The following is a 14135-nucleotide window of genomic DNA, read 5'->3' on the forward strand; positions in this document are numbered from 1 at the left end:
CGCGGCCGCGGCGCCTTAACTGTCGGACCCGACGCGCCCTATCCGTCGGACCCGACGGCATCCCAGCCCGGCGTCTCCGGTGCGCCCGCTTCTTCCTCGATCTCCTCGGCGAGCGGGGCGGGCGCCGGCGCGGCCGTCCCGGCGTCGCCGGCCCGGTCGCTCCATCGATCGATCGCCCGTCCGGCCCAGGAATCCGCGTCGAGTACCTGCTCGCGCGTCTCCTCGTAGACGGGGTCGCTGACCGCCAGCATCGCGGGGCTGGACGCGGCGGCGACGGCGACGAACTCGGCGCGGTCGGTCCGGGTCGACTCGTCGTTCTGCAGTCGCTCGACGACGCCCGCCAGTCGGTCCGGGTCGGGGTGGGCGAACACCGTCGTCCCGACCGCCGCGGGCCCGAAGGTCGGTTCGGCGTCGTCGGGCGCCTCGTCGTCGACCAGCCGGGACCCACCGAAGACCGCTTCCACGCGCTCGCATCCCGTCTCCACCTCCAGCGCGAGGTTCTCGCCGGGATAGCGCCGGCAGGTCTCCGGGTAGAGGTCGTCGCCGTGGATGCGACACTGCAGCGTCGTCGGGTCGAGGAAGGCACACGTCGGCAGCCACGTCGGGTCGTGATCGAAGGGACCGACGGGTTTTGGCGGCTTGCGCAGGCCGACGAGGAAGGCGGGTCGGCCGCGAATCGCCGCCACCTCGGTCCCGTCGATGGTGACGATAGCGTCGCCCTCACCGGCGAACAGTCGGGGCTGGAGGACGTCGCCGAACCCCTCGTCGACGAAGGCTCTGATCTCGTCGCGGCGGATCGGTGCGAGGTTCCCCACGTCGTCGAGCGGGACGTACCGGCCGCGACGCTCGTGGTCCACCGTCGCGTCGGTCAGCGCGCGCCAGTCGATGCAACAGCCGGCACACCCTTCGCAGTTCACCTCCATACTGTCCTCTCCGCGACCGAGCTACAAAAATTCGGGGCGCGAATCAGCTCTCGGGAGTGTGGACGTTCCCGAACTGGAAGCACGCGCCGCCGCCGTCGCTCTCGGTCACCGTCACGTGCCAGCCGTGGGCGTCGGCGACGGTTCGGACGATGTTGAGGCCGAGGCCGGTGCCGTCGTCGGCCGTCGAAAAGCCCGCGTCGAAGACGGTGTCTCGCTCGTCTTCGGGGATGCCGACGCCGTCGTCCGCGACGAGAAAGCCGCGTGCATCCCGCAGGTCCGCAACCGTGATAGTGAGGGCGTCGGGTCGGTCTGCGGCGTGTTCCAGGGCGTTGCGAAAGAGGTTCTCGAACAGCTGTGCCAGCCGACTCGGGTCGGCCAGGACGACGAGATCCGAGTCGACGACGAGCGTCGCGTCGCCGGAATCGACGACGTCCCAGGCGTCCCTGGCGGCGGTCGCGACGGCGACGGCGTCCGGTTCGGTGACGGTCCCGCCCTGGCGTGCCAGGCGCAGGACGTCTTCGACGAGATCGTCCATCCGGTCGAGCGACCGCTCGATGGCGTCGAAGTGCTCCGGATCGCCGTCTTCCCTGGCGAGCCGGAGGCGGCCCTGGGCCACCTCCAGCGGATTGCGCAGGTCGTGGCTGAGGACGCCAGCGAACCGTTCGAGCCGTCCGTTCTGGCGTTCGAGCTGGTGTTCGTACTGCTTGCGTTCGCTGATGTCGCGCGTGACGCCGACGAGGCCGACGACGTCGCCCTGCTCGTCGTACCACGGCGCCTTCGACGTGGCGACGTACGTGCCGTCGACCGCCGAGCCGTGCGTGTGTTCGACCTGGTCGACGACCGGCTCCTCGGACTCGATGACTCGCTGGTCGTCGGCCATCGCGCTCTCGGCCAGCTCCGGGGGATAGAGGTCGAAGTCCGTGAGGCCGACGACGTCCTCGGGCGTGTGGTAGCGGCAGCCGTCGGGGCTCTCGATGTACGGGTTCGCGCTCGTCGACGGCATCTCGTCGCTCACTTCGACGTGGCGACTGTCGCGGTCTTTGAAGTACACCGACAGCGGGATGTTCTCCAGCAGCGAGTCGAGCATCGTCCGGTCCCGGTGCTGGGCGTGGTGCCGGTCGACGACCGACTGGAGTGCTTCGAGCGTCTCGACCGGGTCGTCTTCGCCGACGTCGACGAAGTGGGCCGCGCCGTGTTCGAGCGCAGTGGCGGCGTCGAGGTCCTCCCGCCCGAACACGACTACCTGGAGGCCAGGAACCGACGCCTGGGCGTCGTCGACGACGGCCAGCACGTCCTCGCCGCCTGCACAGACCAGACAGTCGACGTCGGCTTCGGCGAGGGCGTCGAGAACGTCGTCCGCCGCGGACAGGCCTCGGAGGCCGAAGGGCCGGCGTTGCTGGTCCCACCGCTCTGTGACCGCTGTGGCGTCGGGACCGTGGTACACCACCAGGGGCGCCTTCTGCATCGGTGTCTCTCTGGTCTCCCCAGTGTCGCGCCGACAGGGGCGATGTCACTATCAAATCGACCTACTCGTTCATAAATGCCGGGGGGTGCCGGGGACTTATCGCCGTGGTCGGCCTACGTGGGGTATGACGACCCGGCCCTGCGACGGCTGTGGCGAGGACGTCACCATCGCCGGCGGCATCGCTGGCATCTGGTCGACGTCGACGGAGACGACCGGCGGGATGACGCTCGAACTCGTCGACGACACCGAACACTTCCTCTGTTATGCCTGCATCGACCGGTTGCCCGACGACGAGGAGATTACGCGCGAGCACGTCGCCGACCTGTAAGCACAACCGGGGAGGCGCGGGCCGGGTCGCGCCCGCTCAGCGGTCCTTCTCGGCGACGTTCTTGAACTCGAAGCGGGCGCCGCCACCCTCGTTCTCGACCGCCTCGACGACCCAGCCGTGGGCGTCGACGATGGACCGGACGATGTCGAGGCCGAGCCCGGTCCCCTCCTCGTCCGTGCTGAACCCCGACTCGAAGACGGAATCGCGCTCGTCCTCGGGGATGCCGACGCCGTCGTCGGCGACGTAGAACCCCGACCTGTGGGGGAGGTCGTCGACGGTCACGGTGAGGTCGGCCGGGTCCTCGGCGCCGTGTTCGACCGAGTTACGGAACAGGTTCTCGAAGAGCTGGGAGAGCCGGCCGGTGTCTGCGCGGATGACCAGCTCGGTGTTCACCGCGAGCGTCGCCCCCTGGGAGTCGATGACGTCCCAGGCGTCGCTGGCGACGGTGGCGACGTCGACCAGGTCGGGGTCCTCGACGGTCTCCCCGTAGCGCGTGATGGTCAACACGTCGGCGATGAGGTCGTCCATCCGGTCGAGCGACCGGTCGATGGCGTCGAAGTGCTCCGACTCGCACTCCTCCCTGGCGAAGCGGAGGCGGCTCTTGGCGACCTCGAGTGGGTTGCGCAGGTCGTGACTGATCACTTCGGCGAACCGTTCGAGCCGCTCGTTCTGGCGTTCGAGCTGGTGTTCGTACTGCTTGCGTTCGCTGATGTCGCGCGTGACGCCGACGAGGCCGACGACGTCGCCCTGTTCGTCGTACCACGGCGCCTTCGACGTGGCGACGTAGCTCCCGTCGAACGCCGGGCCGTAGGCGTGTTCGACCCGGTCGATCGGCTCCTCGTTCTCCATCACCGACCGGTCGTCCTGTGTGGCTGGTTCCGCGAGGTGGTTCGGGAAGACGTCGAAGTCCGTGGTGCCGACGATGTCTGCCGGCGCGTAGTAGCGGACGCCGTCGGGACTCTCGATGTACGGGTCGCCCATCATCGACGTCATCGCGTCGCTAACCCGGAGAAACCGGCTCTGCCGGTCCTTGAAGTACACCGAGAGCGGGATGTTCTCCAGGAGCGAGTCGAGCATGGTCCGTTCACGCCGTTCGCGTCGGTAGCGCGTGACGACGGGTTCGAGGCGCTCGATCACGTCGACGCGGTCCCGTTCGTCCACGGAGAGACAGTGCGTCACGCCGTCGGCCAGGGCCGCGACGGCGTCGGTCTCCCCGTCGTCGAGGACGACGACCGGCACGTGCCCGACGGTGTCGCGGACGTCGTCGACGACGGCCATCGCGTCCGGCCCCGAGCAGACGAGTGCGTCGACGGCCGTCCCGGCGGCGAACTCCCGGGCCCCTCCGGCGTCGTCGAACGCCGACAGCGCGAACGGTCGCTCGGTCGTCTCCCACCGCTGCTCGAGCGCGGCGGCGTCGGGACCGTAGTACAGTACGCAGACTGGTTCTTCCATTGGTCTGGTGCTCTGGCGCGCCGGAAGCGCGCTCCCGGGCGGGTTGTCACCGGGTTATTGTCGTACTCGTGTATAAACGCCCGGGAGAGTGGCCCCAGCTCGGTCCGGTTCGCATCGCTTCTCGGGCCCGCTTCCGCCGCTGGAGAGCGTCGTGACGAGTCGCCGGTCGCAGCGACGCCGCGCCTGTCGCGAGGCGGGTGAGGCCAGTGACACTCCCGTTCTCTCGTCTGCTTGACGCAATCGCCGTCCCGTAATGTGTTTTGTGCCTCTGGAGCATCAGGTCACCCATCTGGCGTGGCCGGGGGCACCGTCGGCTCGCCCACCGTCGCGACCGACGGAGCGCTCTCGCCGCCTGCTTGCTCGCTACAGCCGGCGAGAGCGGTCACGGCGAGTCCACCGATACCCGTGAGGTACGTACGGCGTGTCGATCGCATGACAACGCCGGATCCTGCGGGCGGTATATAACTGGCCGATTTCCTCCGATGGATTGACGTGGACCCGGAGACTGCGAGTGGACGTGAACGCCGCGCGAATCTTCGACGAGTTTCCCGCGCCCTCCTATCGCGGCAACCAGAAAGAAGCGCTCGCGGACATCCAGGCGGCCTTCGAGGACGGCGCCCGCGTGGTGCTGGTGCGCGCGCCGACGGGCAGCGGCAAGTCGCTACTTGCCCGCGCCATCGCAGGCTGTGCCCGGACCGCCGGCGAGGCCGACGCGGAGGAGGTCATCGACGCCTACTACACCACGCCGCAGGTCTCCCAGCTCGACGACGTCGCCGAGGAGCCGATGCTGGACGACCTGAACGTCATCCGGGGGAAGAACAACTACAGCTGCATCCTCCCGGGCGAGACGGAGACGCCGGTCAACCAGGCCCCCTGCGCCCGCGAGCGGATGTTCGACTGCCAGGTCAAACACCGCTGTCCGTACTTCTCGGACCGCGCCATCGCCTCGAACCGCCGCGTCGCCGCGATGACGCTGGCCTACTTCATGCAGACCGCTGGCTCGGACGTGTTCGGCACGCGCGACGTCGCCGTCGTCGACGAGGCCCACGGTCTGGGCGACTGGGCCGAGATGTACGCCGCCATCGAACTCGGCCCCGACACGGTGCCCATCTGGGAGGACAGGGCCCCGCCCGCCATCGACGACCTGGAGGACGCCGCGAACTACGCCGACGGCCTGGCCGCGACGTCCGAGCGCCGGGTGAAGGAACTCCGCCAGAAGGAGGAACTGACCGCCGAGGAGGTGGCCGAACGCGACCGCCTGAACAAGCTCCGTCAGGAGCTGTCCTGGTTCGCCGAGGACTACCGCGACCCCGACAGCGTGACCACCTGGGTCGTCGACCAGCCCGACGGCGAGGGGACGAGCGTGACGATCAAGCCCTTAGATCCCGAAAAATACCTCAAACACACCGTCTGGGACCGGGGCCAGCGCTTCGCCCTGCTGTCGGCCACGATTCTCAACAAGGACGCCTTCTGCGCCAACGTCGGCCTCTCGACGGACGACGTCGCCCTGGTCGAGGTGGGCCACACCTTCCCCGTCGAGAACCGGCCGCTGTACGACGTCACACAGGGGAAGATGACCTACGAGGAACGGGACGAGACGCTCCCGAAGATCGCCCGCCAGGTCGTCCGGATCATGCAGAAACATCCGGACGAGAAGGGGCTGATCCACTGTCACTCCTACGCCATCAAGGAGAAACTCGAATCCTTGCTGCGCGATTTCGGCGTCGGCGAGCGCTTGCGCAGCCACGAATCGGAAGACAGGGACGCCCAGCTCACCTCCTGGAAGCGCACCGACGACCCCGACGTCTTCCTCTCGGTGAAGATGGAGGAGGCCCTGGACCTGGAGGGTGACCTGTGTCGCTGGCAGGTCATCTGCAAGGCGCCCTATCCCAATACCCGGGACTCCAGGGTCGCCCAGCGCCTCTCCGACGGCCAGTGGGGCTGGTACTACCGTGCCGCGCTCCGGACCGTGATCCAGGCCTGCGGCCGCGTTGTGCGTGCGCCCGACGACTACGGCTCGACGTACCTCGCTGACTCCTCGCTGCTGGACCTGTTCGAGCGCGCTCGCACGGACATGCCCGACTGGTTCGAGGAACAGGTCGACCGGATGTCCGAGCCGAACCTGCCCGAGTTCTCGCCAGTGGACGCGCTCGGCGGCGAGAGCGTCGAGGGGAAGAGCGCCGGGGCGGACAGCGGGTCGAGCGGCCGGTCGCGCTCGCGGTCCGGGTCGCGAGCGGGCTCTCGCTCCCGGAGCGGCGCCTCGACGCGGTCGAGTCCGATGGCCGACGTCTGGGACACGGAGTAAGTCCTCCGGACTGCCTCGACGCGGAATTCCTCGCCTGGCGTCACTCGGTCACTCCGGGGTGCGCCGGAGGAAGGTGACGACTGCGCCGGCGTGGAGCGCCGCGGCGACCCCGCTTCCGACGGGGCCGACTACGGGCACGCTCGTCAGGAGGTGATTGAACAGACCGACGAGGAGGACGGTTCCGAACAGCGCCCAGCCGTGGCCTGCCGTCCGGCCCCAGCTTCGGCGGAGAGAAGCCGTGATCGACAGTCCGTCGACCAGCAGCCCGGGGAGGGCGAACAACCTGACCAGCACGACCGTGAACGCGATTATGAGCGGAATCCCGATGATCATGGACCCTCCTTCGAACGTGACGTCCCAGGGGAAGAGCGTGAGAGCTGCGACGACGACTGCGTAGCGCACGGCGATGGCTGCCGTCGGTTCCACGCTGCGGAGCCGGGCCAGCGCGTAGACGGCCCCGCCGGCGACGACGGCGACCTTCGCCACCTGGAGTCCGACGGCCCAGGCGAGCCACGCCGGCTTCACCCCGACGAGCGTCAGCGGTGAGACGGAAGCGCGCGAGAACGCCCGGACGACCACGCCGAACGCGACGGTAATTTCGCCCGTCTGGATCCCCTCGTACCCGGTCGTGGGCACGGCGCCGTGCAGGGTCACCCAGTCGATACCTGCGACGAGGACGCCCGAGAGGACGAGCGCCAAGAGGGACTCGGGGTGAGTGCGCACGTTTCGGACCCCCTCGCGAAGGAGGGAGGTCGTCGTGACGCGCCGGCGTGTGTCGTGACTCCCGTCGGTGTGGTCCCGTCCGTGATGCTCGTGGCCCGTCATGCTTCCTCCAGTGCGTAGAGGTGGCCGTCGGCGAGCGCGTACAGCGTCTCGCCGACGAGCGCCGCCGGCGACCACCGCGTCGGATCCTCGCCGGGGTCGAACCGCCAACGGACGTGTCCGTCTTCGGCGTCCACTGCCGCCAGTCCCGCGTCGTCTTCCGGGACGTAAACGACGCCGTCGGCGACGGACGGTGGGGCGGACTGTGGCGTCTGTTCCGGTTCCATCGAACTCGTCCACAGCGTGGTCCCGTCGCTGACGTCTATCGCGACGAGGGAGTTCTCCTCGTCGACGCCGGCCGTGTACGCGACGCCGTTTGCCGCCGCGATCGCGCCGCGGCCCCAGAATTCTTCCGGACCCTTTCGCCAGGCGACGCTCCCGTCGTAGTCGACGCCGACGATCGGTCGGTGGCACCGGACCACGAGCCGCTCCGGGGCGGCAGTGACCGAGAGCGGTGACTGGACGTCGTCGGGCGAGAAGATTCGTTCGCCGCTCTCGACGTCGTAGCCGAGGAGTCCACGTGCGTAGCTCGCGACGTACACCGTTCCGTCGCGGACGGCCGGTCGATAGCCGCCGCCGGGGCGTCGCCAGCGAACGCGTCCGTTGCTCGCGTCGATGGCGAGCACGGAGTCGCCAGTGGTGACGAACACCGAATCGCCGGCCGCGACCGGGACGGAGTGGTCCTGTCCACCCAGTATCGTCGTGGCCAGGCCCTGGTCTCGTTCGATCGACCAGCGTCGCAATCCCAGGCGGAGGCCGGCGAGTGTGATCCCCCCACGCGTGTCCAGCCCATCGACGCCCTGTACGGAGTCGAAGACCAGCGTCGGGTGCTCGTAGGCTCTTGCTGGCGCGACGGCGGGCGGGTTCCCGTACTCGCGATCGACCCTGAAGACGACGTCGCCACTCGCCGCGTCGACGCAGACCAGTTCACGGTCGACGCCGTAGACCAGTCCGTCCGAGACGATCGGCGTCACACCGTAGAAGAACCCCAGGTTGGCTTCGACGGGCTGTTTCCACCGAACCCGGACGCCATCCTTCGGCCCGCTCGCGTCCGGTGCGTACCCCGTCCCTGCGGGGTCGCGCCGTTCCATCGGCCACTCGTTGCCGTCGGGCGGGCCGGTATCCGGCGGGTTCGCTCTGGACTGCTCCGCTACGGCAGGTGGGCTCAGGTGGCCGATGCCGGCGACCGAACCGGCCGCGACCAGCGCCCGCCGTCGTGTAAGATCGGGGACCATACGCGCCACCTCTAGACCGCTGCTCAAATAGATATCGAGTCGACACGAGGGGGCGAAGCCCGTTCCCGTCGCAGCCCGCTCCTTAGGCGGGGCCGTGGCCGACGCTCGGACACGGAGTAGCGAGCGCCTCACCCGGACTCGCTCGCCGGTGTGTTGAGTGGAGCGGTGACGTCCGCCAGGTACACCGTTCCGTCGAACGCGACGAGCCACGTGCCGTAGTCTTCGCCGTCGCCCTCGAGCGGACGGTGGGGACGGAACCGGTCGAGGAGATCGACGAACGCCTGGCCCGGCGTCTCCTCGGTGACGTAGCGTCCGTTCTGGGCGGCCTCACGCATGATCTCGCGTTCGTCCTTGGGAAGGCCCTCTAGCGTGAACAGGTACCGGTCGCGGACCCGCGCGGCCATCTCGGCGTGGGTCGCGGCCACCCGCGTGGTTTCGTACCGATACCGGTTGATCTCCACGGAGCCGCCGTCATCGATCTCGACGGGGTAGGTGGCCCCGTCCCTGGTCACGGCGTCGTATTCGGGGTCGGGAACGAGGACGGATTCGGCTTCCTCGGCGGGCGAGTATTGCCCCATGTGGAAGACGTCTGCCCCGTCCGTCTCCGGGTGGTCGTCCGCAATCGGGAAGAACCCGGCTACGACGTCGCGGTCGACCGGCGGCAGGTCCTCGACGGCGATCGCGCCCTCGGACGGCGAGAAGTCTTCCGGCGGGTTCAGATCGAGTCCGATCCCGTGGCGCGCGTACTGGTAGGTCTCGACGACCTCGTGGGAGACGTTGTAGTACGACCCGTCGTGGGCGACGGGCGCCCGCTGGTCGTACGACCCCTCCTCGAAGTGCGGACTGGTGCCGTTCAGCTCCGGTTCGTCGCCGGCGACGGCGTCGTCGAGGATCTGCCGTGCGTCGTCGTCGAGCTGATCACTCGTCTGTGCGTATCTCTGTGCGAGCGTCTCGTCGTCGTCGACGTTTTCCAGCGAGAGTTGGCCCGACGGGTCCGAACACCCCGAGAAGGGGACGGCGAGGAGGGCGGCGGTCGTCGCGAGGAATTTGCGGCGTCGCATACGCGGTGGTCTCGGAACCTGTATGAGTGTCTTGTGTTACGGCCGACACGATACGCGCCCGTCCGGGCCGACTTGGAGTCGATTCGGCGGAGGGCACCCTCGCTCCACTCACACCGAGTCGACGTCGGTGCCGACGGAGCAGACGTACTCGCCGGTGGCGACCTGCGGGAGGCGGCGGGAGCGCCAGAAGATGCCAGGCGCGTCGGCCGTGACGGTGGCCTTCACCTCGCCGAAGACGTCGGTGATGCGGTAGAGGGCGTCGCCGCGAGAGACCTGGTCGCCCAGGTCTTTCTCGAAGCTGACCAGGCCGCCGGCGGGGGCGCCGTACTGGTCGAAGCCGGTTGCGCGGGTCTGCGTCTCGAGCGCCTGGCGACCGCCGAGGAAGTCGTAGTACCGGAGGACGTTGAACACGCCCTCGACGCCGGTCTGGATGGCGTCCTCGTCCCAGCCGACGCTGCCGCCGAGTTCGGGGTCGATGGTGGGGATGCCCTCGTCCGGCGCGGCGCGGGCGAGTTGCCCGTCGGGGCCCTTCTGGTCGAGTACGTACCCGCAGCCGAACGCCTTCGCCAGTTCGAGACACTCGTCGTGGAGTCGGTGGCGCTGCCCACACCGGACCCGGCACTCCTCCAGCATCCGCGAGGTCGACCCCTGGTGGAGGTCGAGGATGCGGTCGGCGCGTCTGGCCGCCTGGAACGTCGCCGCGGCGATGCGCTCCGATGAGGTGCCGTTCTCGTCGCCGGGGTACGCCCGGTTCATCTTCGTGTCGTCGATGGGGTTGCGGTGTTCGGCCACCTGGAAGGCGTGATAGTTGACGATGCCGACCACGAGGATGGTCCCCGACAGCTCTGCCGGGTCGATCTGGGGGAGCACGCGCTGGACGACGCCGACGCCGTTGAGTTCGTCGCCGTCGCTGGCGGCCTGCATATAGAGCGTCTCGCCGTCCTCGGCCCCGTTGACGACGGCGACGGGCAACCCGAACGGGCTCCCGTCGCGCGTCTCGCCCACCTGCAACCGCCCCGTGTCCACCTCGCCGGGCGCGGCACTCGCCGTACCGAGGGATACCATTACACCACGGTTTGTGTTGGGCGCCTTTACTAATTCGGTCTCCGGCTATGTGTGAGATTTTGAGGAGTGATCCCGGTTCTTGGGAAAGCTGCTCGCTGGGCTACTACCGCCAACAACCAGAAAGCCCTCGGCGCGCTCGTAGCTCCGCGGCTCGTTGCGCTCCTCGCCTTCGGCTGCGGTGCTTACGTCGCCGGGGAGCCACGACCGCACCTCGCCCTTTCATCCCACCAGGGACCGCACCGCGGCCCTGCCCTTCCCCGGGTCGCGAATGCCTCGCGGCTCGCGTGTCGCTTCGCTCCCGCTCGCCCATCTGGCGGCCCTCGCTACGCTCGGCCCGCCCATCGCTCGGCCATTCGCTCCCGGCCGGGCGGTTGCTGTGCGGTCAGGAAGCGTGATTCGCGCTGGACGGCGCGAATCCGGGGAGGTCTGGTGGAATCAACCGCGAGCGTGGGCCGAGTGGAACGAGGCCACGCGAGCTACGCGGTTCTCCTGGAGGAATGAAAGGGCGAGGTCCGGTCGACGAAGTCCGACGACGGTGAGCCGAACGCAGTGAGGCGAACGTCGGAAGGCGAGCGAAGCGAGTCTTCCGGTACAAGCACCGCAGCAAAGCGAGGAGCGCAGCAAGTCGCACGAGTCGAGCGGGCCGAGGGCTTTCCTTTGTTGTTTGCAGTTTCGGTCACTGCTAATGAGCGGGCCGAGGGCTTTCGACGTGTTTGCGGTACCATTGATCACGGAACGACACTCTCCCAATCCACCTAGTCCAAGTCGCGAGGTTTAGGGCCGGCCGGCGACACAACCACACCAATGGAGGTCACGTTGCTCGGGACGGGCGACACCACGGGAACCCCGACGCCGCGGTGCGACTGCGAGACGTGCGAGCGCGCACGCGAGGAAGACGTCGAACGCACCCGGTTCTCCGTCCACGTCCGGAACGAGCGGACCGACCAGTCACTCCTGATCGACGCCAGTCCGGACTTCCGGCGGCAGTTCCGCCGGGAAGACGTCCCGCTGCCGGACGCCGCCGTCATCACCCACGTCCACTTCGACCACCTCGACGGGCTGGGCAACGCCTATCGCCTGCTCGACCACCTGCCGGTCCACGCCGCCGACGAGCACGACCCGAACCTGGGCGAGAGCGTCGCCGAGCACGTCGACTCGCGCTACCACTACCTCGACCAGGTGACGGTCACCCCCGAGACCCCCTTTGAGCCGTTCGCGGCGGCGGGGTTCGAAGTGACGCTGGTGCCGGGCGTCCACCCGCCGCTTTCGACCTACGGGCTGCGGATCGACGAGCCCGAGACCGGCGCCTCGCTGGCCATCTCCGGCGACACGAGCTACGCCTTCCCCCAGGAGTCCCGGGACGTCCTGCGCGGCGCGGACCTGGGCATCGTGGAGGGCATCGTCCACGCGGAACTCTGCAAGAATCACCCCGCCGGCGGGGACCACTACGACGCCGACGGCGTCCCGCGGACCTTCGGGACCAAACACATGACCCTCACGGGCGCGCGGGCGCTGGCCGACGACCTCGGCGTCGACGACTACCGCATCGTCCACACGGCCCACTTCGTCCCCGAAGCGGAGGCCTTCGCTGACGACGTGGCCCTGGACGGCGAGCGATTCGAACTCTGAGACAGCCCCAGCGACTATAGTGGAGAACGTCTAGAGCCGGTGCATGGAGCGCCGAGGAATTGCGGAGTCGGGCGGGGCGGCGCTAGCCTGCGCCGTCGCGGCGGCGGCGACGTTCCAGGTCGTTGCGGGGGGTATCGACTGGGCGCTGGTGCTCGGCATCGGGATGTGTGCCGGCATCGCCGGCGCGGCGAACTACCAGGCCCGGACGAAACACTCCGACCTCGTCGCGGACGAGGCGCCCGTCGAGACGACCGGGGCGGACGGCGAGCCGAGCGGCCAGGACTAGCCGAATCAGACCGCTCGGTCGGACCGGTTAGCCGAACCGGTCCAGTCCCGACTGCTGACGTTTTCGACCCGCTGGATCCGGGTTCCAGGGCGACCGCTCGGCACGCAGCGAGTCGGTGTCGACGCTGACGGCCTCGCTCTCCTCGTAGCCAGCGCAGTCGGTTCCACACTCGTCGCTCGCACGGACGGAACGGCCCTTCCAGGCGCACTGGGGGAGGCCGTCCTCGTCCGGCGAGCACTGGGCGCACGCCGGGATGTCGAACGTCCGCCAGCCCTTGCCGTAGGCCCGCTCCGCGAGGCGGCGGCGGGCCCGGGCCTTCTCCGCGCTGCTCACGACCCGGACGTCGGTCCGCCCGGGGTACGACTCGACCACCTCGACGCCGGGTTCGTCGACGGCCAGGGGATCGGCCTCGCGGATCACCACCCGCTCGTCCGTCTCGGGGTCGAAGCGCCACACTCCCACTTCGTCGGGGATGCGGTTGAGGTGCGCCCTCGTCACGTGGGAGGCCGTCGCGAGCACCACCTCGTCGACGAGGCCGAGCGAGACGTCGGTCCGCAGTTGCATCTCCAGGTCGCCCGGACGGCCCAGGTCGGGTTTGTTCTCGATGGCGACCAGCGAGCCGAACCAGTCGGGGTAGCGGGCGACCTGGCGGACGTAGGTCCGGCCGCCGCGGCGTTCGGCCTCGAAGAAGCCACGCTCGACGGCCAGTTCCCGCGCTCGCTCGGCCCGCTCGGGGTGGCAGTCGAAGGCGTCCTTCCAGTAGCGGGCCCGGCCGGGGCCGACGTCGGCCTCGACGGCGGCGGTGGGGATGCGCTCGGGGGTGATGGCCGCGCGCTCGTCGAACTCCGGGCCGGGCTCGACGGCGAGGACGTCGACGACGCGACGGCCGTGGACGTGGGCGCCGAGCTGGCGGCTGAGGAGGGCCTCGCCCAGCGGCCCCTCCCCGCCTTCGAGGTGGGCACACAGCGCCAGTTCGAACGCGAATTCGCGCACGGGAAAGGGCAGGACGCCGGCGGGCAAAAGCACGTCGTCACGCGAGCGTCTGACGGCGTTCTCAGCGCGCGAAAGCGCTCGTGGCGATATATGGTGACCGGGGGTCAAGGGGTGAGCAACATGGCGGTGGTGGAGGACGTGGGACAGGACACAGACCCCGAAGGAGACGAGGTGGACGCGCCCGTCGAGGTGCTCGTCGTGGACGACGAACCGGATCTCGCGGACCTCGTCCAGGAGTTCCTGGAGCGGGCCGACGACGCGCTGGCGGTGACGACGGCGACGAACGCCCGGACGGGCCTGCAGCTGGTCCGCGAGCGATCCTTCGACGCCGTCGTGAGCGACTACCACATGCTGACGATGGACGGGCTGACGTTCCTCGACAGAGTGGCGGACACGGAGCCGGCGCCCCCGGGCATCCTCTTTTCGAGCGACAACGCGCCCGAACTGGTCGAGGCGGCGCACGACGCGGGCGTTCCCTTCGTCCACAAGCGGATGCGTTCCGAGCGATTCGACCGGCTGGCGAGTCGCGTCCGGACGCTCGCCGAGGACCGCCGGAACTGACGCGCGGCGA

14 protein-coding genes are annotated in these 14135 nt (G+C 69.1%); 5 read left to right on the forward strand and 9 right to left on the reverse strand.

The window, feature by feature from the left end; translation table 11 throughout:
- Window positions 1–38: 38 nt before the first annotated feature.
- Window positions 39–923 (reverse strand): YkgJ family cysteine cluster protein, encoded by an 885-nt coding sequence (locus AC5FRV_RS06995; protein ID WP_493560384.1) that lies wholly within the window; start codon window positions 921–923, stop codon window positions 39–41.
- A gap of 43 nt (window positions 924–966) precedes the next feature.
- Window positions 967–2388 (reverse strand): sensor histidine kinase, encoded by a 1422-nt coding sequence (locus tag AC5FRV_RS07000; RefSeq protein ID WP_493560385.1) that lies wholly within the window; start codon window positions 2386–2388, stop codon window positions 967–969.
- A 124-nt stretch (window positions 2389–2512) separates the two neighbouring features.
- On the opposite strand from AC5FRV_RS07000, the gene AC5FRV_RS07005 reads away from it, so the two are divergent.
- Window positions 2513–2716 (forward strand): DUF7561 family protein, encoded by a 204-nt coding sequence (locus AC5FRV_RS07005; RefSeq protein WP_493560386.1) that lies wholly within the window; start codon window positions 2513–2515, stop codon window positions 2714–2716.
- 36 nt (window positions 2717–2752) lie between these two features.
- On the opposite strand, the gene AC5FRV_RS07010 is transcribed toward AC5FRV_RS07005, so the two are convergent.
- Window positions 2753–4168 carry a sensor histidine kinase gene (locus tag AC5FRV_RS07010; protein ID WP_493560387.1) on the reverse strand — a complete coding sequence of 472 codons (1416 nt, stop codon included), beginning with the start codon at window positions 4166–4168 and terminating at the stop codon, window positions 2753–2755.
- Window positions 4169–4449: 281 nt separating this feature from the next.
- Window positions 4450–4602 carry a hypothetical protein gene (locus AC5FRV_RS07015; RefSeq protein ID WP_493560388.1) on the reverse strand — a complete coding sequence of 51 codons (153 nt, stop codon included), beginning with the start codon at window positions 4600–4602 and terminating at the stop codon, window positions 4450–4452.
- An 83-nt stretch (window positions 4603–4685) separates the two neighbouring features.
- Here AC5FRV_RS07015 and AC5FRV_RS07020 point away from each other — a divergent pair, with 83 nt between their 5' ends.
- Window positions 4686–6473, forward strand: a complete 1788-nt coding sequence (locus AC5FRV_RS07020) for a helicase C-terminal domain-containing protein (protein WP_493560389.1) — start codon at window positions 4686–4688, stop codon at window positions 6471–6473.
- Window positions 6474–6521: 48 nt separating this feature from the next.
- Here AC5FRV_RS07020 and AC5FRV_RS07025 read toward each other — a convergent pair whose 3' ends face one another.
- The 4 genes from AC5FRV_RS07025 to AC5FRV_RS07040 all read right to left on the reverse strand — a co-directional run bounded on the left by AC5FRV_RS07025 (window position 6522) and on the right by AC5FRV_RS07040 (window position 10656).
- The gene (locus tag AC5FRV_RS07025; protein ID WP_493560390.1) at window positions 6522–7298 is read right to left on the reverse strand and encodes a hypothetical protein; all 777 of its coding nucleotides are present in this window, start codon (window positions 7296–7298) and stop codon (window positions 6522–6524) included.
- A complete protein-coding gene (locus AC5FRV_RS07030) occupies window positions 7295–8530 on the reverse strand; it encodes an outer membrane protein assembly factor BamB family protein (protein ID WP_493560391.1) in 1236 nt (411 codons plus the stop codon). Before AC5FRV_RS07030 ends, AC5FRV_RS07025 begins: the two co-directional genes overlap by 4 nt.
- A gap of 128 nt (window positions 8531–8658) precedes the next feature.
- Window positions 8659–9591: a hypothetical protein gene (locus AC5FRV_RS07035; protein ID WP_493560392.1), complete on the reverse strand. Its 933-nt coding sequence runs from the start codon at window positions 9589–9591 to the stop codon at window positions 8659–8661.
- Window positions 9592–9699: 108 nt separating this feature from the next.
- Complete coding sequence (locus AC5FRV_RS07040) at window positions 9700–10656, reverse strand: succinylglutamate desuccinylase/aspartoacylase family protein (protein WP_493560393.1); 957 nt, start codon at window positions 10654–10656, stop codon at window positions 9700–9702.
- Between the two features lie 804 nt (window positions 10657–11460).
- Between AC5FRV_RS07040 and AC5FRV_RS07045 the strand changes: the two genes are divergently transcribed.
- Window positions 11461–12285 (forward strand): MBL fold metallo-hydrolase, encoded by an 825-nt coding sequence (locus AC5FRV_RS07045; protein WP_493560394.1) that lies wholly within the window; start codon window positions 11461–11463, stop codon window positions 12283–12285.
- A gap of 43 nt (window positions 12286–12328) precedes the next feature.
- The gene (locus tag AC5FRV_RS07050; protein ID WP_493560395.1) at window positions 12329–12571 is read left to right on the forward strand and encodes a hypothetical protein; all 243 of its coding nucleotides are present in this window, start codon (window positions 12329–12331) and stop codon (window positions 12569–12571) included.
- Window positions 12572–12598: 27 nt separating this feature from the next.
- On the opposite strand, the gene AC5FRV_RS07055 is transcribed toward AC5FRV_RS07050, so the two are convergent.
- The gene (locus AC5FRV_RS07055; protein ID WP_493560396.1) at window positions 12599–13564 is read right to left on the reverse strand and encodes a DUF5787 family protein; all 966 of its coding nucleotides are present in this window, start codon (window positions 13562–13564) and stop codon (window positions 12599–12601) included.
- Between the two features lie 138 nt (window positions 13565–13702).
- Between AC5FRV_RS07055 and AC5FRV_RS07060 the strand changes: the two genes are divergently transcribed.
- Complete coding sequence (locus AC5FRV_RS07060) at window positions 13703–14125, forward strand: response regulator (RefSeq protein WP_493560397.1); 423 nt, start codon at window positions 13703–13705, stop codon at window positions 14123–14125.
- The last annotated feature ends 10 nt before the right edge of the window (window positions 14126–14135 follow it).

Source organism: Halomicrobium sp. HArcel3 (assembly GCF_058933135.1).

Excerpts from the sequence above, each read along its gene's own strand:
- AC5FRV_RS06995 (WP_493560384.1), bottom strand. The coding sequence starts at position 923 with ATGGAGGTGAACTGCGAAGGGTGTGCCGGCTGTTGCATCGACTGGCGC.
- AC5FRV_RS07000 (WP_493560385.1), bottom strand. The coding sequence starts at position 2,388 with ATGCAGAAGGCGCCCCTGGTGGTGTACCACGGTCCCGACGCCACAGCG.
- AC5FRV_RS07005 (WP_493560386.1), top strand. The coding sequence starts at position 2,513 with ATGACGACCCGGCCCTGCGACGGCTGTGGCGAGGACGTCACCATCGCC.
- AC5FRV_RS07010 (WP_493560387.1), bottom strand. The coding sequence starts at position 4,168 with ATGGAAGAACCAGTCTGCGTACTGTACTACGGTCCCGACGCCGCCGCG.
- AC5FRV_RS07015 (WP_493560388.1), bottom strand. The coding sequence starts at position 4,602 with ATGCGATCGACACGCCGTACGTACCTCACGGGTATCGGTGGACTCGCC.
- AC5FRV_RS07025 (WP_493560390.1), bottom strand. The coding sequence starts at position 7,298 with ATGACGGGCCACGAGCATCACGGACGGGACCACACCGACGGGAGTCAC.
- AC5FRV_RS07030 (WP_493560391.1), bottom strand. The coding sequence starts at position 8,530 with ATGGTCCCCGATCTTACACGACGGCGGGCGCTGGTCGCGGCCGGTTCG.
- AC5FRV_RS07035 (WP_493560392.1), bottom strand. The coding sequence starts at position 9,591 with ATGCGACGCCGCAAATTCCTCGCGACGACCGCCGCCCTCCTCGCCGTC.
- AC5FRV_RS07040 (WP_493560393.1), bottom strand. The coding sequence starts at position 10,656 with ATGGTATCCCTCGGTACGGCGAGTGCCGCGCCCGGCGAGGTGGACACG.
- AC5FRV_RS07045 (WP_493560394.1), top strand. The coding sequence starts at position 11,461 with ATGGAGGTCACGTTGCTCGGGACGGGCGACACCACGGGAACCCCGACG.
- AC5FRV_RS07050 (WP_493560395.1), top strand. The coding sequence starts at position 12,329 with ATGGAGCGCCGAGGAATTGCGGAGTCGGGCGGGGCGGCGCTAGCCTGC.